This window comes from Nocardia violaceofusca NBRC 14427, assembly GCF_963869435.1.
GTDB lineage: Bacteria > Actinomycetota > Actinomycetes > Mycobacteriales > Mycobacteriaceae > Nocardia > Nocardia aobensis.
This window is the reverse complement of sequence record NZ_CAWMPM010000007.1, coordinates 38,454-59,351: the sequence shown is the minus strand read 5'-3', so window position 1 is coordinate 59,351 and position 20,898 is coordinate 38,454. Positions and strand designations below refer to the sequence as shown.

Sequence of the window (20,898 nt, the reverse complement as noted above, 5' to 3'; positions counted from 1 at the left end):
TACAGTTTGCCGGGTGATCATTCCGGGCGCTGCCCGGCTCCGATCCGGGCCACCGCGGTGGCCCGGCGAACCGGCACCTCACCCAGCACCCGATCCGAAAGTTCGCCCAGGCAGCTGAGATTGGGGAAGCCTGGCCCCTGCGCCATCCCCGCGAGATTCGGCAGGTAGAGCTTGGCGTCGAGGCCGGACACCGCCAGATCGTGGCCGATGGCCGCCTCCAGCCGGGCATGGGTGATCGGACCGCCCACGGCGAGCTCCACCAGATCCGAGGCATCGGCATCGAACAGATCCAGGAACCACAGCGGCTGGCCACCGGTCGCGTCGACCACCAGATCGAAGGCGTGCATCTGATCGGGGCGCAATTCGTTGCGCAAGGTGAGCGCCACCCCCTCGCCGCGTTCGGCCACCCGCACCACGCGTCCCTGGAGATGATGAACGCGATTGTCCCCCAGCACGTTCTCCTGCACCCGCACCGAGAACACCCCGCGATCGGTGCGGCGGATGACGTCGCGGCGCTCCTGCAGGCTCAGCGCCCGCCACTTCGCCGGATCGCTGAACAGCGCATTCTCGAAATAGCTTTCGCCGCGGGTGTAGATGGTGGCCGCGGGCGAGATCACCGATACGGTGAGAACGTCGTGGCGGACCAGTTCGTCCACCGCCGACCCCGCGGTCTCGCCGCCGCCGATCACCGCCGCCCGCGAGGAGACCGGCAGCCGGCGCTTACCGGCGAGATCCCAGAAGTCCGCGATGCTCAGCACCTTCGGATGTTCGGCCAGCGCGCGCCGGCTGTCGCCGGGGCCGGTGATCATCAGCCCGTCGCAGTCGATTTCGGTCTCCACGCCGGAGCTGTCGGCTACCGCGACCAGCCAGCCGTCGGCGGCCGGTCGAATCCGGCGCACCGCGCCCAGCACCATCTCGACCTCGGCCTTGCGGGCGACCCACTGCAGATAGTTGGCCCAGACGTGGTGGTGCGGACTGGGCCGGCCCCGGTCGACCCATTCGGCATAGGTGCCGTTCTCGACCAGGAACGACGTCCAGCTGTAGGCGATCATCGCCCGGTCGATCGCGCGGTTGTGGCCGCGCGCCCAGGTGGAGTGATACGGGAAGCCGATGTCCTTTTCGGGGCTGGTGCCGAGCCGGTGCTGGCCGTCGGTCCATCCGCCGCTGGGCAGCCAATTGCCGCCCACCGCATGCGGTTCCACCACGACCACGCGCGGAGCGGGTAACCCCAGGTCCCGCAGCACCCGAGCCTTCGCCGCCACTGCCATCGCTTTCGGCCCGGCTCCGACCACGAGAAGCGTCTTCACTGGTACTCCCGTTCTGTGATTCCAGCCACCACCCAGCCGGTCGCCGGGGCGTTCAGCTGCGCAGATCCGACATATCGGGAAGAGCGGATCCACCCGAAGTCGACTGAGTATTACCTACCTTTGCATAGGCTTACCTTATATTGCTAGGTGGTGCCAGCCCTCGCGGAACGATTGCGAGGCACGGCACTCCTGTCCCCCAACTGATCGGATACGACCATGATCAAGATCAAATCCCGTGCCGTTGCGGCGTTTTCGCTGGCCGCCGTGGTCTTCGCCGGCGGCGTCGCCTCCGTGACCCCGGCCGTCGCCGCGCCGATCGCCGCCCCTGTGCACGCCGCCGCTCCGGGCGTCGGCGAGCTGCAGAGCAAGCTGCAGTTGGTGCTCGACCCGAACGGTTCACGGTCCGCTCGCGCCAACGAGCTGGAGGCCGGCGAGGCCGGTCTGAGCCTGGTCGACCAGGTCGGCGGCGTGATGGCCTCGGTGCCCGGATTCCAGTGGCAGGCCGTCGCTCCGGTGACTGTGCAGGGCGACACCCTCACCCACAGCCTGCAGATCAACGTCCCCGGCTTCGATGCCATGTACATCGAGCTGAAGTGGAAGGACATCGACGGCACCTGGAAGCTGACCCGCGAATCCGAGTGCACGATCGCCTATTACGCGAACCTGCCCTGCACCGTCTAGTGCACGCAGCGGTCCCGGGCGCCGCCGTCGTGCCCGGGACCGCCATCGCGGACGCTAGGGCAACTCGCCCGACAGCTCCGCCCGCTCCCGCCGCGCACGCTCCAGATCCTCCGGCGTCGCGGTCGGTCCGTATCTGCGCAGGCCGACTTCCAGCACTCGCAGCGCCGCCGCGTCGTCGTTCTTGAAATCACGCAGTATGCGCACATTGTCGAGCACCCGGGCGAGACCTTCGAGCTCCGCGGACCCGCCGTACTCCAGCTCGCGCGGCTCGTCCCGTTGGATCACCAGCACGTGATTGCCCGCGGGATCCACCATCGTGAAGCGGGTCTGCCCGGGCTTGAACCGCGTGATTCGCGGTATCCCCTTGGCCGGCACCTTGCCGAGCCGCGCGCGCAGCGCGGCAGAGAATTCGCCGTGACAGGCGCCGACGTCGTCGACGAAAATCAAACAGCTGAGTTCCGCGTCGACGCCGTCGGGCCGGGCGACGAAGTGCAGTTCGTACCCGCTGCGCGTGACCGCGCCGTACACGTAGGGGCGAGTCTGCTCATAGGTGACCTCGAAACCGAGGCCGCGGTAGAAGTCGAGCACTTCGGACAGCTCGGACTTACGGCTCCACAACAACGGCACCGCACTCTCGGGCATCCCACATCCCTCCCGGTATTCAAATTTGACTAGTGGAGGCTATCATCCATTCGTGTCCACAGTGCGATTACTCGTCCTCGGCGTGATCCGGTTGCGGCAGCCGACGTACGGCTACGCGGTTCGGCGCGAATTGCTGTCCTGGCGCGCCGACACGTGGACGAATGTGAAGCCCGGCTCGATCTACCACGCCCTCAAACAGCTCACCCACGAGGGCAAACTGCAGGCGAGCGGAACCGAGGCCAGCAGCACCGGGCCCGGCCGCACCCTCTTCGAAATGACCGAGGCCGGTGACGCCGAGTTCCGCACCCTCCTGGACGCGGCGCTGGTCAGCATCGATATGGAGGAACTCGGTGCCGGTATCGCGTTCATGGACACCCTGCCGCGATCGCATGTCATCGGTCTGCTGCGACAGCAACGCGAACGCAGTGCGCAGGTGCGAGACGAACTACTCGCCATGAAGGCCGACTACCCGCCTCGGTACGAAGCTCCGCATTCCGCCGACCTGCTCGAGCTGTGGAGCGGCACATTCGACAACCTGTCGCAGTGGACGGCCGGCGTGCTGGAACGGCTCGAGGCCGGCCGCTATCGAATGGCAGACGACCGACCGGCGGCACGGGACCACGACCTCTGATCCGGGGCACCGCGGCGCTGTCGTTAGGGTCGTTACGTGCGACGCCGGCAACAGCCGCCGCTGCCCAAGCGCCACGGACTCGATCCGGCGCGGCTGCGGTTACCCGAAGACGGAACCTGGGCGACGATTCGCGACCATCTGGTCCATCGGCTCCCCCGGGTCCCCGCCGCGCGCATCGACGAGATGCTCGCCGGCGGTGACATCGTCGACCTCGACGGTCCGATCGAGCCGGACGCGCCCTATGTCCCCGGGGGCGCGGTGTGGTTCCACCGCGATCTGCCGAACGAGACACCGGTGCCCTTCGACGTCACCGTGGTGCATCGCGACGACCATCTGCTGGTGGTCGACAAACCACACTTCCTGTCCACGATTCCGCGCGGACAGCACATCCTCGAGACCGCACTCGTCCGGTTGCGGCGCGACCTGGACCTCCCGGATCTGGTGCCGGCGCACCGGCTGGACCGGACCACGGCCGGACTGATCCTGTTCGTGGTCGATCCGGCGCGGCGCGGGGCGTATCAGACCCTGTTCCACAAGCGCCGGGTGCACAAACAGTACGAGGCGATCGCGCCCTACGATCCCGAACTGGCTCTGCCCCGCACGGTGCGCAGCCGTATCGTCAAGGAGCGCACGATCCTTCGCGCCTTCGAGGTCGAGGGCGAACCCAACGCCGAAACGCTGATCGAGCTGATCGACCACCGCGACGGCCTCGGCCGCTACCGGCTGAGCCCGCACACCGGCCGCACCCATCAGCTGCGACTGCACATGAACGGGCTCGGGGTGCCGATCCTCGGCGACGACTTCTATCCCCACCTCACCGATCGCCCCGTGGACGATTTCACCCGGCCGCTGCAACTGCTGGCCGCGCGACTCGCCTTCACCGACCCGATCAGCGGGGCCGAGCGGGTATTCGAGACCACGCGCACCCTGCGGGCATGGACCGATTACGCGGGCTGGAGCGGCGAACCGACCGGATAGCGCGAATGGTCGTTCGCCCGCGAGCCGCGACACCGGCGTCCGACGCGTCGATCGTGACCCGCCGAACACGGCGCGCCCGCGCGGATGAACGTAGACTGGCGGCGATGTCTCGAAACGATAACGGGGTTGTGCAGTCCTCGGCCCCGGTCGACGCGGGGCGCCGGTTACACGCTTACCTCGACGTCGCCGTCGTGGTGGCGGTGCTCGCCGGTACGAATCTCATCGCGCATTTCACCTCGCAATGGGCGAATATCGCGACCGTTCCGGCGGCCGCGGTGATTCTCGTGCTGTTGATGCGGCGACGCGGGCTCGGCTGGGCGGAATTGGGGCTTTCGCCGCGGCAGTGGCGACGCGGAACGCTCTATGCGCTCGGCGCGGTCGCGATTGTCGTGGGCGCGGTGGTGATCGGCGCACTGCTACCGATTACGCGGCCGTTCTTTCTCGCCAATCGATATGCGACCCTGTCCGGGGCATTGATCGCCTCCATGATCGTCATTCCGCTGCAGACCGTGATTCCGGAGGAACTCGCCTTCCGCGGCGTCCTGCACGGCGCACTGGATCGAGCGACCGGCGCACGCGGTGTATTCATCGTCGGGTCACTGCTTTTCGGCTGCTGGCATATCGCCTCGTCACTCGGCTTGACCAGCGGAAACCGCGGTTTGAGCACACTGCTCGGCGGTGGTGTCGGCGGGCAGATCGCCGGAATCGCACTGGCCGTCCTGGCCACCGCGGCCGCCGGTGTGATTTTCACCTGGTTGCGCCGGCGCAGCGGAAGCCTGCTCGCGCCGATCGCACTGCACTGGTCGCTCAACGGGGCGGGCGCGCTCGCGGCGGCCATTGTCTGGCATACCGCGGTGCACTGAAATTCCGCTGTCGCAGCGTAATTCGCCAATCGCCGGGCCGAACAGCCCATTTGCATATTCGCCCGAACTGATGTTCGGTGAAAGCGTTGACCGCGCCGATGGTCGGCGATTACTCTCTCACTTCGATCACACATATGTTCGAGTACTCGGGTAATCGACCTCGGTAGCGCGGTTGCTGCCGGGAAAGGCACGCCATGCTCGACGAGCAGTCGACCACCACGACCGCCGTCCCTCCGGCGGACTCCGCGCATCCTCCGACCCACGACGCCGCACTGCCCCCGGCCACGCCGAAGGACGCCCGGCGGCGGGGCGCCACCGAGCACTCCCCGCAGGCGGAGCTCAACGCGCTGGCCCGGCGGGTGGCGACCGCACGGGGCAAGCTGCCCCTGCAGGCTGACCCGGCGCTGTTCGCCGAACTGTCCGATCGCGAGATCGCCGCCGAACGCGATCTCGCCGAATGGATTCGCACCCAGCGCCGCCGGCAACGCAAGCGCGCGGTGACGGCCCAGCTGTCGGCCGAGAAGCGCGATCGCCGTGTCGCCCTGGCTCTGCGCCGGGCCGACGACGCGGACGCCCGCTGGCACCGGCGGGCCCGCGCGGCGCGCATGCGGGTGTCGAATCCCGATGCGCGCCTGGCACAACTGTTCCGCCGCGCCGAATGGTCGTCGCGCGCACTGATCGGCGTCGTCGTCCTCGGCATGGTGTGGGCGGGAGTGAACGTCCAGCACAATCTCGTGCCCAGCGGCGACATGTCGGATCCGCTGTACTGGCTCAGTTACGGCTTCGAGGCGATGATCTCCATCCCGATCATCACCATCATGGTGGTCGCCACCACCGCCGCCCGGTGGGGCCGCGATATCGATCGCGGCAAGGTCGTATTCCTGGAAACCGCGCTGCTCGGCGTCACCATCGCCCTCAACGCCGGCCCACATCTGGTCGCGGGCGCACCGGCACGCGCCGCCGAGGCCGCCGTCGCCCCCGTCATGGTGGGCGTCGTGATCTGGTTGCACGCCTGGGTTTCCGCGCGCTACGCCCAGCTCATCGACGACATCCCGATGGAGGACATCGACTCCGACCTACCGCCGACCGGGTACCGCCCGAGCTACCGGCCCGACGACCTTCCCGAATGGGCGGAGGCGCGTCCGCTGCCCGAATCCGCCGGAACCGCGGAATTCCCCAGTTATCCACAGCTCCCGTCGACGGCTGTGCCGCAACCTGTTTCGGTGGCGGGATGGGATGCCTCGCTGCTGCTCGCGGACGCGGTGGAAAGTCGCCGGCCCACGGTGCACGCGGCCCGGACAGCGTCCGAACCGGTGTCCGCACCGCCGCAGTCCGCCGCGCGCACCGCACCGGCCGTTCCGGTGCTGTTCGAACCACCGGTTCCGGCATCCGGCGAAGTGGGCGCGCCGACTCCCGCGGATTCGCCGACCGTCGACTCTCCCGCGACCGACTCCGCTGCGATGGCGTCGTCCCGGGATTCGGCCGCACCGTCCCCTGCACCCGCCATCGCGACCGCGGAAGACGCCGCAGACGAGGTGGTCACCGACGCGACAGCGACCGACGCCCCTACCGCCGCGACAGCGACCAATGAATCCGCCGACGCGACAATCACAGACGGCTCCGCCGACGGGGCAACCGGCAAGGCCGACGAGCCGTCGGTAAATGCCGGGGCGCCAACGGAAGTCACGGAGGCGGAGGAGCCCGTGCGCACCGATGAGCGGTCGGGATCGCACGGTGCCGGGCTCCGGATCGTCTCCGACGAACCGCGCAGGACGCGCACGCGGCGAGCGGTGGACGACGCCGTGCAGTTGGTCCTGGGCGAGCCGGTCGCCGAAGCGCCGCGACCCGTTGCGGCCGCCGCCGAACTCGACCGCACGACGCCGACGGACGAACCCGCCGACCTCACCCCCATCGAAGACACGGACGAGGCCGAATTCGCCGATATCGAATCCGTCGCTGTGGATTCCGTCGCTGTCGATGCCTTAGCTGTCGGTTCGGCGGAGGACGAGACCGGCGAGGTAGCCATCCGGTCGGTGGCACACGAAATCCGCCGCCGCGGCCTGTCCAAGCTGTCGGTCGACCAGCTCGCCGAAATCCTCACCCTCACCGACGAATCGTGGACCCCCGCCGCGATCGGCGCCGCCATCGGCCTGCCGGGCTCCCGGATACTGGGAATACTGGAGGCGGCGCGCCGCATCAGCATGCCCGTGGCGGTCGGCGGCTGAGCGCCGATTCGCAACGCCGCTACCAGGCGGTTCAGGCGCCTCGAAGGGCCCGATAAGGAACCTCACAGGCTCGGTCGTAATCATGGAGTGCGACGACCGACTCGAGGAAGCAGATGATCGAGACCTTTCCGCGAGCGCATTCGTCGGCGACCTTGCTGCGCGACGGACGGTGCTCCTGCCCACGGATCACGGCACGATGAGTACGGCGATTGCGACCTCGGTCCGCGGTACGCCCACCTCCGCCACGACCGGATCCGGAGAGGCCGCACAACCCCAGCCGTCGCGGCCCTATCTGCATCAGGTGAATCTGTTCCGGATCCTGACCTTCGCCAGTGTGATCGCCGTACACGTGATCGACAGATCCAGTGATCCGAACAACGTGTCCGCGAACGGGGCCATGGTGCTGCTGCACTTTCCCCGCGAGGCCTTCTTCACGCTGACGGGATTCGTGCTGATCTACCAGTACGCCGACCGGTCCTTCGACGCGCCGCATTTCTGGCGCCGCCGCTTCGCCCTCGTCGGCATCCCCTACGTCCTCTGGTCGGTGTTCTACTGGGGCTATTCGGTGGTCGCCGGTATTCATCAGGAGTCCGCGGCGGGAGCGGTACGCCGGTTGGCGATCGAACTCGTGACCGGAGAGGCCTGGTATCAGCTGTACTTCCTGCTGGTCTCGATGCAGATCTATCTGCTCTTTCCGCTGTTGCTCCGGTTCGTCCGCTGGTCGGCCGGCCACCACCGGTGGGTACTCGGGACGAGCGCGCTCGTCCAAGCGGGCATGCTGGGGGCGCTCACGCATCCGCCGACGCTCACCGGTATGCCGGAGGAGCTGTGGGACCACCTCTACGTGACGGTACTGCCGTACCAGTTCTACATCCTGTTCGGCGCGGTCGCCGCCTGGCATATCGGCACCGTCGACCGGGCCGTGCGTCGCTTCGGCCCGCTGCTGATCCTCGGCACTGTCCTCGTGGCGGCGGGCGCCGAGTGGTGCTATCAGCACGCCGTCGCCGGCGGCACCACACCGTGGCAGGCCGACAACGTCTTCAACCCGTACATGGCCGCCTATTTCGTCGCGCTGATCGTCGGCCTCTACACCGTGAGTACGTGGTGGTCCTGGCTGCGTCCGAAGTACCGCGTCGTCGGCCGCATCTCACGCTACGGCGCCGATCGCTCGTTCGCTGTCTTCCTGATGCATCCGATCGTGCTGGAACTGCTGATCCCTCTCTACCCGCGGCTGCACGACGCGGTCGGCGCCGCGGGCGCGACGGCGCTGTTGTTCGTGGCGGTCCTGGCGGTGACCCTCGCGATCGTCGGCGTGGTGCGCCACGCGCCCGGCAGTATCTACCTCACCGGCCGGCCCCGGATCGAGGGAACAACCCCGCTCGGACGCCGAGTGCGGTCGCTCGGCCCGGCAGCGCCGCGGCGCGCGGCGGCCTACGAGACCGGTCACTCCGTCCCGGAGTCGTATGGACGGCCGTCGTCCGCCGAGGCACCGGCGGCATAGGTCGTGTCTTCTGCCGCGTCCGATGCGTGGTCGACGGGAACAGCGGCACTGGTATGGCGGTACGCCTCGGCAAGGCCGGCGAGTTCGGCCGCGGTGAGTACCTCCTCGATCCGATCGAAGCCGCGCGGCGCTCGTTGCGCCACCGCGTGCAGCACCCGGTCCATCGGCATATCGCGGTTCGCCAGCACGATGGCGTTGACCGCCTTCCGCCGGACCTGCTCGTAGCGCGCCAGTCCGGCGATCGGATCGGCGGCCGCCGCGAGTTCGGACGCCAGCACACCGGCATCGAGAATCGCTTGCGAGCCGCCGTTGGAGCCGACCGGATACATCGGATGTGCGGCATCGCCCACTATCGTGACGCGTCCGCTCCCCCAGTGCGGCAACGGGTCTCGGTCGACCATCGGATACTCGAGCACTTCCGCGCCGGCGCGCAGCAACGCGGAAATGTCGACACCGGCCAGGCGCCAACCGTCGTAGTGCGGGAGCACATCCGCCAGCCGACCGGCGCGATTCCAGTCCGGGCTCTGCTCCGCCGTATCGTGCACGCGCACTTCGGCAACCCAGTTCACCAGCGAACTCCCCCGACGATGCGCGGCGCCGGAAATCGGGTACATGACGAATTTCGCGGCGTGGTTGGAACCCGCGACCACCATCGTCCGGCCATCCAGGAAGGGCCGAATCTCACCGACGCCCCGCCACATTCGAATGCCGTTCCACAGCGGACGTCCCTCGGCCGGATGCAATTGCGCTCGGACGGCCGAATGCAGACCGTCGGCGCCGATCAATACATCCGCAGTCTCCTCGACGAAGCGGCCTGCGGACCGGTCGTGGAAGCGGCAGCGCACCCTATCGGCGTCCTCGGTGAACGAGTGCAGCGCCAGCCCTTCACGCACGGCGTCCGCACCCAGCCGGGCACGCACCAGCTCCACGAGCAACTCCTGCAATTCGCCGCGATGGACCGCGTACTGCGGCCAGCGCTGACCGGCGGCCAATCCGCGTGCCTCACTCCATATTCGATTCCCGAACCGATCCAGGTGCAGCGTGCGCGACGTCGCGATCGCGCAATCGGCCAGGGCCGCACCGATTCCCAGCTCGGTCAGTTCCCGCACCGCATGGGGCAACAGGTTGATCCCGACACCGAGGGGACGCAGTTCGGTGACCGCGTCGAACACCACCGCGTCGATGCCCACCCGGTGCAGACAGGCCGCAGCGGTCAGTCCGGCGATCCCTGCGCCCGCGATCACAACCCGCATCACCGCTCTCCCGCCGGCAGTCGCAGTGAATCGAAATTCCGTACACCCCACACCTTCTCGTTCCTCCCGCCGATGCCCCGAGGACGCGAGTAATCTACCGATTCTCCGGTGTGGGCAGCCCAGTCATTCACCGTGGGTGGGTGTGTTCCGATCGACGGCCACCCGCGGCCGGCCGGTTATCGGTGCGGTGGCAGCAGACGCCCGGTGAAGCCGGCCGCCACCAGCCGGTCGTACGCGGCGCGAACCGCGTCCGGAACATCCTGTTCGATCGCCCATCCCTCGGCCGCATACCGCCACACCCGTTGCGTATCCCCCACCAGCATCGTGACGACCCGCTCCGCATCGCCGATCCGCGCCACATAGTCGTCCAGCGACTCCGGCAGCGATCCGCACACCACCTCGACCTCCGGCCAGCGCTTCCGGCAGGTCGCATAACTGCGCCGCTGTTGATACGGCCGGCAGATCAGCAGAACCGACCGCACGACGCGACCTGAGTCGCGCAGCAACGCACGCGAAAGGTCGATGTTCTCAGCGGTATTCGTGGCGCGCGGCTCGACCAGGACAGCGTCGTCCGGAATCCCCTGCGCGACAGCGTGTTCCCGATAGTGAACCGCTTCCCCGTCCGGAAACTCGGCCACCGTCGTGGGCGCGTTGGCGCCACTGAACACGACCGTCGAAAAGATCCCCCGCCGAAACAACTCGACCGCATACACCGCCACCCCGATGTCGTGACTCCCCAGCCCGATCCCCACATCCACCGGCCGCACCTCATGCCCCATGAGGTTGTACTCCCACAGGGTGCGGACATCTGGTCGAATACGCTCGGGAATCCGCATCCGACGATCATACGAACGCAGCGGACACTCGCCGGCCGGTGTGGTCGTGGCAGACCCGTCGCGTGCGAACGAGCTGCCGATCCGGCGAAACCGCAAGCGGAGAGCTCGGCCTCGGATGCACGAAGGCCCGCTTCCCGAACGGGAAGCGGGCCTTCGTATTTCGACTACACAGCCGAGGCCGGAGAAGAAGGAGCCTTCCTACTTCGCCTTTTCGAGGACCTCCACCAGCCGCCACCGCTTGGTGGCCGACAGCGGACGGGTCTCCATCAGCTGCACGCGGTCGCCGACACCGGCGATCTCGTTCTCGTCGTGCGCCTTCACCTTCGAGGTGGTGCGGATGATCTTGCCGTAGAGCGGGTGCCGGTTACGGTCTTCCAGCTCGACAACGATCGTCTTGTTCATCTTGTCGGAGACGACGTAACCGACACGCACTTTGCGCGAGCCACGTTCGGTCTCCTTGGCCGGCGTCTTGGCCGGGCCCTTTACGTCGCTCATGCGGCGTCTCCCTTGCCTTCAGGACCGGAGGCCAAGCCGAGCTCGCGCTCACGCATGACCGTGTAGATGCGCGCGATCTCGTGACGAACCACACGCAGGCGCCGGTTGTTCTGCAACTGGCCGGTCGCCATCTGGAAGCGCAGGTTGAACAGCTCTTCCTTCGATTCACGCAGGCGGGCGACGAGCTCGTCCTCGTTGAGCTCGCGCAGGTCTGCGGCCGGAGTTCCGGTAGCCATCAGAACTGCTCCTCCCTGGTCACGATCCTGCACTTCATCGGGAGCTTGTGCATCGCGCGGCGCAGCGCCTCACGAGCGGTCTCCTCGTTCGGGTAAGACATCTCGAACATCACGCGACCCGGCTTGACGTTCGCGACCCACCACTCCGGCGAACCCTTACCGGAACCCATGCGGGTTTCGGCCGGCTTCTTGGTCAGCGGGCGATCCGGGTAGATGTTGATCCAGATCTTGCCGCCACGACGGATGTGGCGGGTCATCGCGATACGCGCCGACTCGATCTGCCGGTTGGTGACGTACGCCGGCTCCAGAGCCTGGATGCCGAAGTCACCGAACGCCACCGAGGTGCCGCCCTTGGCCATACCGGTACGACGGGGGTGATGCTGCTTGCGGTGCTTGACCTTGCGGGGCATCAACATGGGTCAGCCCTCCTGATTCTCTGCCGGAGCCTCCGCCACCGCGGTGGCGGCCCGTCCGGCCTCAGTGCTGGTCGCGGTGGTACCGGCCGAACCGGACCGCCGCGGACGGCTCGGCCGCTCCCGACGCTCGCGACGCTCGGGCTGCGCGGCGGCGGCGGTGACCTCACGCTTACCGCCGACGATGTCGCCCTTGTAGATCCACACCTTCACGCCGATGCGGCCGAAGGTGGTGCGAGCCTCGTACAGGCCGTAATCGATGTCGGCGCGCAGCGTGTGCAGCGGCACCCGACCCTCGCGGTAGAACTCCGAGCGCGACATTTCGGCGCCGCCGAGGCGGCCCGAGCACTGCACTCGAATGCCCTTGACGTTCGGCGAACGCATGGCCGACTGGATGGCCTTGCGCATCGCGCGACGGAACGCCACACGGTTGGACAGCTGCTCGGCCACACCCTGGGCAACCAGCTGCGCATCCGACTCGGGGTTCTTGACCTCGAGGATGTTCAGCTGAACCTGCTTGCCGGTGAGCTTCTCCAGCTCGGCGCGGATGCGGTCGGCCTCGGCGCCGCGACGGCCGATCACGATGCCCGGACGCGCGGTGTGGATGTCCACCCGGACGCGGTCACGAGTGCGCTCGATCTCGACCTTCGAGATGCCGGCCCGCTCCATACCCGTGCTCAGCAGCTTGCGGATGGCTACGTCTTCCTTGACGTATTCCTTGTACTGCTTGTCGGCGTACCAGCGGGACTTCCAATCGGTGGTGATACCGAGGCGGAAGCCGTGGGGATTGATTTTCTGTCCCATTTACTTAGCCCCTCCCTTCCGGCGGCTACGAGCCGGGGCGGCGCTGGCGACGCTCTCGACCTCGATCGTGATGTGGCTGGTGCGCTTGCGGATCCGGAACGCGCGGCCCTGGGCGCGCGGCTGGAAACGCTTCATGGTCGCGCCCTCGTCGACATACGCCGTCGAGATGACCAGAGTGTCGGGATTCAGGCCGAAGTTGTTCTCGGCGTTCGCCGCGGCGCTGGCCACGACCTTGGCGACGGGTTCGCTGGCGGCCTGCGGCGCGAAGCGCAGGATGTTCAGCGCATCCTCGACCCGCTTGCCGCGGACCAGGTCCACGACGCGGCGAGCCTTCATCGGAGTGACGCGAACGTGCTTCGCGGTCGCGCGCGCGGTCGGGTTCTGAAGCGTGGTGTCTTGTTCGCTCATCGCCGCTTGCTCTTCCGATCTTCCTTGACGTGGCTCCGGAACGTCCTGGTCGGCGCGAACTCACCGAGCTTGTGCCCGACCATGTTCTCCGAGACGAACACCGGCACGTGCTTGCGGCCGTCGTGGACCGAGAACGTGTGGCCGATGAAATCGGGGATGATGGTCGAACGACGCGACCAGGTCTTGATGACCTGCTTGGTGCCCTTCTCGTTCTGGACGTCCACCTTCTTGAGGAGGTGTTCGTCGACGAACGGGCCCTTCTTGAGGCTGCGTGGCATCTTTAACCTCCTCCTTAACGCTTCTTGCCGCGGCGGCGGACGATGAGCTTGTCGCTCGGACGGTTGGGCTTACGAGTACGGCCTTCGGGCTTACCCCAGGGCGAGACCGGGTGGCGACCACCGGAGGTCTTGCCCTCACCACCACCGTGCGGGTGGTCGACGGGGTTCATGACGACACCACGGACCGTGGGGCGGCGACCCTTCCAGCGCATACGGCCGGCCTTACCCCAGTTGATGTTCGACTGCTCGGCGTTGCCGACCTCGCCGACGGTGGCGCGGCAGCGCACGTCGACGCGGCGGATTTCACCGGAGGGCATACGCAGGACGGCGTAGGCGCCTTCCTTACCCAGCAGCTGGATGCTCATACCGGCGGCACGAGCCAGTTTGGCGCCACCGCCCGGACGCAGCTCCACCGCGTGGATGGTGGTACCGGTCGGGATCGAGCGCAGCGGCAGGTTGTTGCCGGGCTTGATGTCGGCGCCGGTGCCGGACTCGATCCGCGTGCCCTGGGCGATGCCCTTCGGCGCGATGATGTAGCGCTTCTCGCCGTCGGCGTAGTGCAGCAGGGCGATGTTGGCGGTGCGGTTCGGGTCGTACTCGATGTGAGCGACCTTGGCCGGGATGCCGTCCTTGTCCAACCGACGGAAGTCGATCAGACGGTAGGCCCGCTTGTGACCGCCACCGCGATGACGGGTGGTGATCCGGCCGTGCGCGTTACGACCACCGGACTTGGTGAGCGGGCGCAGCAGCGACTTCTCGGGAGTGGACCGGGTGATCTCGGCGAAGTCCGAAACGGACGACCCGCGCCTACCCGGCGTAGTCGGCTTGTACTTACGGATTGCCATGAGTTCTTCTCTGCTTTCTGAAGATCCGACCGCTTACGCGACCGGGCCTCCGAAGATCTCGATGGGCTTGCTGTCGGCCGAGATGGTCACGAGCGCGCGCTTGGTGCTCTTGCGCTGGCCGTAACCGAAGCGGGTCCGCTTGCGCTTGCCCTGACGGTTGGCAGTGTTGACGCTGGTGACCGTGACGCCGAAAACCTTCTCGACGGCGATCTTGATCTGCGTCTTGTTCGAGTCCGGGTGCACCAGGAAGGTGTAGGTGCCCTCTTCGATCAGCCCGTAGGACTTCTCGGAGATCACCGGCGCGAGCAGAATGTCGCGGGGGTCGGCGATGGTGGTCACTTGCTTTCCTCCTGTGCAGACTCGGCCGGGCCGTGCACGAACGCGTTGAGCGCCTCGACGCTGAACACGACGTCGTCGCTGAGCAGCACGTCGTAGGTGTTCAGCTGGTCCGGCGCGATCGGGTGCACACCCTGCAGGTTCGCCACGCTCTTCCACGCGGTGACGTCTTCGCGGCCCACCACGACCAGAACCTTCTTGCGGTCCGACAGCTCGGCCAGGAAGTTCTTGGCGGCCTTGGTGGACGGCGTCTGGCCGGCGACCAGTTCGCTGATCACGTGGATGCGTTCGTTGCGGGCCCGGTCCGACAGGGCGCCACGCAGGGCGGCGGCCTTCATCTTCTTGGGCAGGCGCTGCGAGTAGTCGCGCGGCTGCGGGCCGTGCACGGTGCCACCGCCGGTGAACTGGGGCGCACGGGTCGAACCCTGGCGGGCGCGACCGGTGCCCTTCTGGCGGTACGGCTTCTTACCACCGCCGCGGACGTCGCCGCGGGTCTTGGTGGCGTGCGTGCCCTGGCGAGCCGCGGCCTGCTGGGCCACGACGACCTGGTGCATCAGCGCGATGTTGGCGGTCGCGTCGAAGATCTCCGCGGGGAGTTCGACGGTGCCGTTGGTCTTGCCGCCCGGCTCTTTCACGGGAAGCGTCAGGTTGGTCTTAGTGTCGGTGCTCATGCCCGGGCACCACCCTTCGCAGCACTCTTGACGATCACGATGCCGCCCTTGCGGCCCGGGATCGCGCCCTTGATCAGCAGCAGGCCGTTCTCGGCGTCCACCTTGTGGACCGAGAGGTTCTGCGTGGTCACGCGGTCGTTACCCATCCGGCCGGCCATCCGCATGCCCTTGAACACGCGACCCGGGGTGGAGCAACCACCGATGGAGCCCGGCCGGCGGTGCACGGCCTGCGCACCGTGGGCGGCACCCTGGCCCTTGAAGCCGTGACGCTTCATGACACCGGCGTAGCCCTTGCCCTTGCTGGTGCCGGTCACGTCGACGTAGGTGCCCTCTTCGAAGACATCGGCCGACAGTTCCTGGCCCACCTCGAACGAGCCGGCGTCGGCGACGCGGATCTCGGCGACGTGGCGGCGCGGGGTGACACCGGCCTTGGCGAACTGCCCGGCGACGGGCTTGATCACCTTGCGCGGGTCGATCGCGCCGAAAGCGATCTGAACGGCGGAGTAGCCGTCGCGCTCCTCGGTGCGGATCTGGGTCACGACGTTCGGTCCGGCCTTGACGACGGTGACCGGAACGACGCGGTTCTTCTCGTCGAACACCTGGGTCATACCGAGCTTGGTGCCCAGGATGCCCGCGGCGGGCCTGTTCTTGTTGTCAGTCATATCTGCAATCCCCGTCACTGAATGTTGACGTCGACGCTGGCCGGCAGATCGATGCGCATGAGCGCGTCGACCGTCTTCGGCGTCGGGTCGAGGATGTCGATCAGCCGCTTGTGCGTGCGCATCTCGAAGTGCTCGCGCGAGTCCTTGTACTTGTGCGGCGAGCGGATGACGCAATACACGTTCTTCTCGGTCGGCAACGGCACCGGCCCGACGACGCGGGCACCGGTGCGGGTCACCGTCTCGACGATCTTGCGTGCAGACGCATCGATCGCCTCATGGTCGTAGGCCTTGAGCCTGATGCGGATCTTCTGTCCCGCCACGCTGAGTGTCCTTTTCTCCGCTTACGTTGTGACCCAGGAGCTTTCGCTCCCGAACCACCCTCATTTGCACAGCCCGAACACACGAAGACGCATCAGCCACCATCACGACCGGGGCGCACCCGATCCATCGCCGCTGTTCATCTGTCATGGTTCTTCCGGTCCACGCGGTCGGGCGTGTCGCCTCTCCGCTCATTCTTCGACCCCGGGCATACTTCACCTGGTGGGTCTCGGAACTTCGTCCCGGACGTACCCGCGCCGGACTCGACGCCGATACTCAGTGGGTCCTGCTCACCTACCGGCGATGGACGCACACCACCGCTGCAGGCAACCCGAACAGTATGCCCGAGGCCCCCCACCCACTCCAAATCGGGGGTCGTCCGCTCCGGCGGACATGCCGCGGTCCTGGTCGGACGGTACCGGACCGGGTCGCGGCACGTCGAACTTACTCCAGAGTAAGATGCTGGCCATGAGCACAGAGACCGCCACGTATCGCGGCTGGAAGAAGCTGCCCGACAACCGGCTCGGACATGCCCTGTTCTCGGTCGGCATGATCGCGCGCGTCCCCTACTTCGGCACCGTCGTCCCGAACGTCGTGCGGCTGGAGCCGGGATTGTGCGAGGTCACCGCGCCGAAATGGTTCGGGATCCACAATCATCTGGGCACCTTCCACGCGATCGCGGCCTGCAATCTGGCCGAGGTCGCGATGGGCATGCTGAGCGAGGCGACGGTGCCGACCACCCACCGCTGGATCCCCAAGGCGATGAACGTGCAGTACCTGGCCAAGGCCGAATCGGGTCTGCGCGCGGTCGCGAAACTCGACCGGATCCCGGACTTCGACGGCCTCACCGAGGGAACGGAAGTGGTTGTCCCCGTGTCGATCTATGACAAACGCGGCGTCGAGGTCGTACACGCCGACATCACCACCTGGGTGACACCGAAGTAGCCGATTCGGCCCGGCTCGCCGGGCGTCGCGACTCGGCAGGGCACGCGACTCAGCAGGGCGGGGGCGGCGGCGCGTCCGCGACCGCGGCCAGGATGTCGGCGATCACGCGCGGGGCCGACAGCAATTCGTCGTGGCCGACCGCGAGGTTCGGGCAGCCGTCCTGCACCCAGGAATTGCGGTCCCCCGGCCGCGGTGCGGCCAGCAGCGCGGTCTCCGGAGGTGTGATCACCTCGTCGGTGCGGCTCGCGATCGCGGTGTAGCGGATGCCGGGCGGGGTCTCGCCGCCGGCGTTCAGCGCGGCCAGCGTCGGGGCGCCCGGAACCTGTTCGGCCCCCGCGGGACCGAAGACCTGCGCCGCGGTCTGCTGCCCGTCCATCCCCAGGGCCCCGTAGAACGGGAACATGCTGGGCAGGCCCTCGAAGGTGGATCCCCGGTACGGCGTCCCGACGGTGACCACACTCGCCACCACGTCGGGGCGCCGCCGCACCAGCTCGCGGATCTCGGTGCCGCCGGTGGAATGGCCGACCATGATCACCTTCGCCGCGCCGGTGGCGTTACGGACCGTCGAGACGAAGGTGCTCAGCTCCGTCGTCTGGGACCCGATATCCGCGACGCCGTAGATCACATTTCCCTGCAGGGCCGCCGCCACCGGGCCCAGACCGGGCCACCCCCGATCGGCGGCGCCGCTCGTGCCCGGCGCCGGGAACGGAACCCGGCCGATATCGGCCGCGAATACGCAATATCCCGCGCGGCGCAGCGCGGGCGCCAATGCTCCGAAACTGCGCTGCGCGTCGGTGGCGGCGCCGTGCGCCAGCACCACCGGATAGGGTTTGTCCGGCGCCGGCCGGCAGGTGAAATCGTTCGCGCCGGGCAATGGCGGAACCTCCACCGGATATGCGCCGGCCACAGGCGCCTGGCCCGTAATTATGGCGACCAAGGCGCAAAAGAACACGGCTCTCGCCGAGAACCGCACCCTACTCATGGCAGCCCATGGTAGGGGAAGTGCACGATATTTCCCGGCACCCGGACCGCCACCTGTTATCACGAATGATCAGCGATGATGTGGCATTTTCATATCGCCCCCTCCGGCTCGAGATATCGATCACAATCCCAGGCCTCCGGCGAGAACCGGCCACGACTGCTCGAGGTCGTCCTGCCAATAACCCCAGGTGTGGGTGCCCGTGGGCCGGAAATTGTAGGTGGCCGGAATGCCGAGCGAATCCAATCGCGTCTGCATGTTGTGCGCGCAGAGGTTGGTGGCCGCCTCGATGATGCCGCCGATCACGATCTGGTTCGAGAAACCCCATGCTCCCGGCAGTGAGTACTTGCCGCCGTAGGTGTCGTACGGACCCGGCAGGCCGGTGCCGTTGGCGATATAGATCGCCTTGCCGCGCAATCCTTCCGCGTGCACGTAGGGATCGTTGCGCACCCATTCCGGATCACCCGTCGGGCCCCACATGTTGTCGGTATTCGACCATCCCCAGGTATTCACCGTGAGGCGCACGAATTCCTGTCCCATCGGATCGCTGGTTTGCGCACAGCCACTGTAGGACCCGACGGCGGAATACAGTCCGGGAGTGAGGGCGGCCAGCGCCAATGTGGTGGTCGCGGACATCGAATATCCGGCTATGCCGTTGCGACCGTTGGCATTCAGGAATTTATCGAGCAGGGGCGGCAGTTCCTCGGTCAGGAATGTTCGCCATTTGTTGCGCCCGAGAAAGGGATCGTCGTGTTTCCAGTCGGTGTAATAACTGAACTGGCCGCCGATCGGCGTCACGACGTTGACGTCCTTGTCCGCCAGGAAATTCAACGCATCGGTGCGGCTCGCCCAGGTGGCGCCGTCGATGCCGCCGCCCGCGCCCAGCAGCAGATACAGCACCGGCCGCGGCGTGGTCTGATCGGCGGCGCGCTGGACCTGTACCTCGATGTCCTTGGCCATCGACGCCGAATGGACCGTGACGGTCTGATGCCGCGCGTCGTCGGTGCGCACTCCGGCGATCGCCGACTCCCCTCCCCCCGATCCGGACGGCACCGGATCGGCGAAACCGGTGGCGGGGTACATCATCAGCGCACTCGCCGCGAGCACGGCGGCGGTGACCGGACCGATTCGCGGCCGGAATCTGCGCCGCGGAATTCGCCCCTCGTATCGATATCTTCGCATCTCGTTCTCCCTGGCCACCAGCAGTTCGCGAGCACCCCCCGACGGCGCCCGTGGTCTCAGGTTATGAACTGTCCCAACGCATTTCACGACGCGAATTGCTACGCCACGAGTTTTCGGGGCGTAACGTCCACGGCCTGCGCGGCGATGCGGGGCCGGGCTGGGAGAATGCAGCCATGAGTGCGCAGGATGTCCGTCGAGCCGATCTGTGCGTGGTCGGGCTCGGGCCGACCGGCCGTGCCGTCGCACACCGCGCGATGCGGGCGGGGCTCGACGTCGTGGCGGTGGATCCGCGGCCCGAGCGGCTGTGGCCGCCGACCTTCTCCTGCTGGGTCGACGAACTTCCCGCATGGCTGCCGCACAGCGCGATCGCCCAGCGCATCGAGGCGCCCACCGTCTGGACGCAGACGCCACATCGAATCGACAGGCCGTACTGCGTACTCTCCAAGCCCGGGCTACGCGACGCGCTTCCTCTGGACGATGCCACCGTCCTGGCTGGGCGCGCTACCTCCGTCGACGCTCATCGCGTGGAATTGCAGGACGGCGGCACCGTCACCGCCGCCGCGGTGGTCGATACCCGCGGACTGGCTTCGCCGGGGTCGCGGCGCACCGCCAGCGCGCACGGCATCTTCGTCGATGCCGACCGGGCGGCGCCGATGATCGCCGATGGTGAAGGGCTGCTGCTGGATTGGCGCGAGGAGAACGGCGCCGGCCCGGACGAGCCGCCCTCGTTCCTGTACGCGGTCCCGCTCGGCGACGGCACGGTGATCTTCGAGGAGACCAGTCTCGGCCTGCGCGGCGGCATGCCGCAGCACGAACTGCGCCGGCGCACCCTGCATCGGCTCGCCGCGCACGGCGTCCGGCTGCGCGGTGACGAACCGTCCGAGGCCGCGCACTATCCGCTGGATCAGCCGCCCCCGCCGATGCGCCGGTCGCTGCGCGGCGACGATCCGGTGCCGTTCGGCTCCCGCGGCGGCATGATGCATCCGTGCACCGGCTACAGCGTCGCCGATTCGTTCGCGTTGGTCGACACGCTGGTCGACGCGGTGCGCACGGGCGCCGATCCGGTCGCGGCGCTGTGGCCGTGGCAGGCGCGGCTGGTGTATTGGATGCGGATGCGCGGCCTCTACGGCTTGGGGCGGCTGACGACCGCGCAATCGATCTCGATGTTCGAGGCCTTCTTCACCGCCTCCCCGCGCCAGCAGCGGGCGCTGCTGTCGGCGCACGACGACTACGCGGCCCTCGGGGCGGTGCTGTTCCTGACGGTGTCGCGAACCTGGCCGTTCCGCTGGCGATTCGATCTGGTCGGCTGGGCGAATCGCAACCGCTGGGTGGGCTACGAGTATCCGGCGGCGACCTCGGATCCGGTGCTGGACGCAGCGCTCCCGGAGGACGGGAGCACCGGCGGCTAG

General features: G+C 67.6%; 25 protein-coding genes. 8 read left to right on the top strand and 17 right to left on the bottom strand.

Annotation, left to right across the window (positions count from 1 at the left end; translation table 11 throughout):
• Positions 1–17: 17 nt before the first annotated feature.
• Positions 18–1,307 carry a SidA/IucD/PvdA family monooxygenase gene (locus AC5592_RS07720; RefSeq protein ID WP_063063808.1) on the bottom strand — a complete coding sequence of 430 codons (1,290 nt, stop codon included), beginning with the start codon at positions 1,305–1,307 and terminating at the stop codon, positions 18–20.
• A gap of 216 nt (positions 1,308–1,523) precedes the next feature.
• Between AC5592_RS07720 and AC5592_RS07715 the strand changes: the two genes are divergently transcribed.
• Complete coding sequence (locus tag AC5592_RS07715) at positions 1,524–1,988, top strand: MTB12 C-terminal domain-containing protein (RefSeq protein ID WP_063063807.1); 465 nt, start codon at positions 1,524–1,526, stop codon at positions 1,986–1,988.
• A 54-nt stretch (positions 1,989–2,042) separates the two neighbouring features.
• On the opposite strand, the gene AC5592_RS07710 is transcribed toward AC5592_RS07715, so the two are convergent.
• Positions 2,043–2,630, bottom strand: coding sequence for a DUF8817 family protein (locus AC5592_RS07710; protein ID WP_063063806.1), 588 nt, complete (start codon positions 2,628–2,630; stop codon positions 2,043–2,045).
• Between the two features lie 52 nt (positions 2,631–2,682).
• On the opposite strand from AC5592_RS07710, the gene AC5592_RS07705 reads away from it, so the two are divergent.
• From AC5592_RS07705 to AC5592_RS07685, 5 genes are all read left to right on the top strand, one after another.
• Positions 2,683–3,261: a PadR family transcriptional regulator gene (locus AC5592_RS07705; protein WP_036498180.1), complete on the top strand. Its 579-nt coding sequence runs from the start codon at positions 2,683–2,685 to the stop codon at positions 3,259–3,261.
• Positions 3,262–3,297: 36 nt separating this feature from the next.
• The gene (locus AC5592_RS07700; protein ID WP_036498178.1) at positions 3,298–4,239 is read left to right on the top strand and encodes an RluA family pseudouridine synthase; all 942 of its coding nucleotides are present in this window, start codon (positions 3,298–3,300) and stop codon (positions 4,237–4,239) included.
• 104 nt (positions 4,240–4,343) lie between these two features.
• Positions 4,344–5,102 (top strand): CPBP family intramembrane glutamic endopeptidase, encoded by a 759-nt coding sequence (locus AC5592_RS07695; protein ID WP_063010400.1) that lies wholly within the window; start codon positions 4,344–4,346, stop codon positions 5,100–5,102.
• A 194-nt stretch (positions 5,103–5,296) separates the two neighbouring features.
• Positions 5,297–7,327 carry a hypothetical protein gene (locus AC5592_RS07690; RefSeq protein ID WP_063063805.1) on the top strand — a complete coding sequence of 677 codons (2,031 nt, stop codon included), beginning with the start codon at positions 5,297–5,299 and terminating at the stop codon, positions 7,325–7,327.
• Between the two features lie 196 nt (positions 7,328–7,523).
• Complete coding sequence (locus AC5592_RS07685; protein WP_198163783.1) at positions 7,524–8,828, top strand: acyltransferase; 1,305 nt, start codon at positions 7,524–7,526, stop codon at positions 8,826–8,828.
• Here AC5592_RS07685 and AC5592_RS07680 read toward each other — a convergent pair.
• From AC5592_RS07680 to rpsJ, 13 genes are all read right to left on the bottom strand, one after another.
• Positions 8,771–10,081 (bottom strand): flavin-dependent oxidoreductase, encoded by a 1,311-nt coding sequence (locus AC5592_RS07680; protein ID WP_063920265.1) that lies wholly within the window; start codon positions 10,079–10,081, stop codon positions 8,771–8,773. The two genes, AC5592_RS07685 and AC5592_RS07680, sit on opposite strands and share 58 nt — an antisense overlap.
• Before the next feature lie 176 nt (positions 10,082–10,257).
• Positions 10,258–10,917 carry a YdcF family protein gene (locus tag AC5592_RS07675; protein ID WP_063063803.1) on the bottom strand — a complete coding sequence of 220 codons (660 nt, stop codon included), beginning with the start codon at positions 10,915–10,917 and terminating at the stop codon, positions 10,258–10,260.
• Positions 10,918–11,115: 198 nt separating this feature from the next.
• Positions 11,116–11,412 carry a 30S ribosomal protein S17 gene (rpsQ, locus tag AC5592_RS07670; protein ID WP_036498176.1) on the bottom strand — a complete coding sequence of 99 codons (297 nt, stop codon included), beginning with the start codon at positions 11,410–11,412 and terminating at the stop codon, positions 11,116–11,118.
• A complete protein-coding gene (gene rpmC, locus AC5592_RS07665) occupies positions 11,409–11,648 on the bottom strand; it encodes a 50S ribosomal protein L29 (protein WP_025347181.1) in 240 nt (79 codons plus the stop codon). Before rpmC ends, rpsQ begins: the two co-directional genes overlap by 4 nt.
• Positions 11,648–12,064 carry a 50S ribosomal protein L16 gene (gene rplP / locus AC5592_RS07660; RefSeq protein WP_030513364.1) on the bottom strand — a complete coding sequence of 139 codons (417 nt, stop codon included), beginning with the start codon at positions 12,062–12,064 and terminating at the stop codon, positions 11,648–11,650. The genes rpmC and rplP overlap by 1 nt, the downstream gene beginning before the upstream one ends.
• A gap of 3 nt (positions 12,065–12,067) precedes the next feature.
• The gene (gene rpsC, locus AC5592_RS07655) at positions 12,068–12,865 is read right to left on the bottom strand and encodes a 30S ribosomal protein S3 (RefSeq protein ID WP_039776445.1); all 798 of its coding nucleotides are present in this window, start codon (positions 12,863–12,865) and stop codon (positions 12,068–12,070) included.
• Complete coding sequence (gene rplV / locus AC5592_RS07650) at positions 12,866–13,273, bottom strand: 50S ribosomal protein L22 (protein ID WP_025347178.1); 408 nt, start codon at positions 13,271–13,273, stop codon at positions 12,866–12,868.
• Positions 13,270–13,551 carry a 30S ribosomal protein S19 gene (rpsS, locus tag AC5592_RS07645; RefSeq protein ID WP_030513362.1) on the bottom strand — a complete coding sequence of 94 codons (282 nt, stop codon included), beginning with the start codon at positions 13,549–13,551 and terminating at the stop codon, positions 13,270–13,272. Before rpsS ends, rplV begins: the two co-directional genes overlap by 4 nt.
• A 14-nt stretch (positions 13,552–13,565) precedes the next feature.
• Positions 13,566–14,396, bottom strand: coding sequence for a 50S ribosomal protein L2 (gene rplB / locus AC5592_RS07640; protein WP_036498168.1), 831 nt, complete (start codon positions 14,394–14,396; stop codon positions 13,566–13,568).
• Positions 14,397–14,429: 33 nt separating this feature from the next.
• Positions 14,430–14,735, bottom strand: coding sequence for a 50S ribosomal protein L23 (rplW, locus tag AC5592_RS07635; protein WP_025347175.1), 306 nt, complete (start codon positions 14,733–14,735; stop codon positions 14,430–14,432).
• Entirely contained in the window at positions 14,732–15,403 is a 672-nt protein-coding gene (gene rplD / locus AC5592_RS07630; protein WP_036498167.1) for a 50S ribosomal protein L4, read from the bottom strand. The genes rplW and rplD overlap by 4 nt, the downstream gene beginning before the upstream one ends.
• A complete protein-coding gene (gene rplC / locus AC5592_RS07625; protein WP_036498166.1) occupies positions 15,400–16,065 on the bottom strand; it encodes a 50S ribosomal protein L3 in 666 nt (221 codons plus the stop codon). The genes rplD and rplC overlap by 4 nt, the downstream gene beginning before the upstream one ends.
• A 14-nt stretch (positions 16,066–16,079) precedes the next feature.
• Positions 16,080–16,385, bottom strand: coding sequence for a 30S ribosomal protein S10 (rpsJ, locus tag AC5592_RS07620; protein ID WP_003938093.1), 306 nt, complete (start codon positions 16,383–16,385; stop codon positions 16,080–16,082).
• Between the two features lie 466 nt (positions 16,386–16,851).
• Between rpsJ and AC5592_RS07615 the strand changes: the two genes are divergently transcribed.
• Entirely contained in the window at positions 16,852–17,328 is a 477-nt protein-coding gene (locus tag AC5592_RS07615; protein WP_063063831.1) for a hotdog fold domain-containing protein, read from the top strand.
• Positions 17,329–17,377: 49 nt separating this feature from the next.
• Here the strand turns inward: AC5592_RS07615 and AC5592_RS07610 are convergent, their stop codons facing one another.
• Entirely contained in the window at positions 17,378–18,202 is an 825-nt protein-coding gene (locus AC5592_RS07610) for an esterase/lipase family protein (protein ID WP_232329250.1), read from the bottom strand.
• Between the two features lie 228 nt (positions 18,203–18,430).
• On the bottom strand, positions 18,431–19,489 hold the full coding sequence (locus tag AC5592_RS07605) for an alpha/beta hydrolase (RefSeq protein ID WP_036498156.1): 1,059 nt from the start codon (positions 19,487–19,489) through the stop codon (positions 18,431–18,433).
• A 173-nt stretch (positions 19,490–19,662) separates the two neighbouring features.
• On the opposite strand from AC5592_RS07605, the gene AC5592_RS07600 reads away from it, so the two are divergent.
• Complete coding sequence (locus AC5592_RS07600; protein WP_036498155.1) at positions 19,663–20,898, top strand: lycopene cyclase family protein; 1,236 nt, start codon at positions 19,663–19,665, stop codon at positions 20,896–20,898.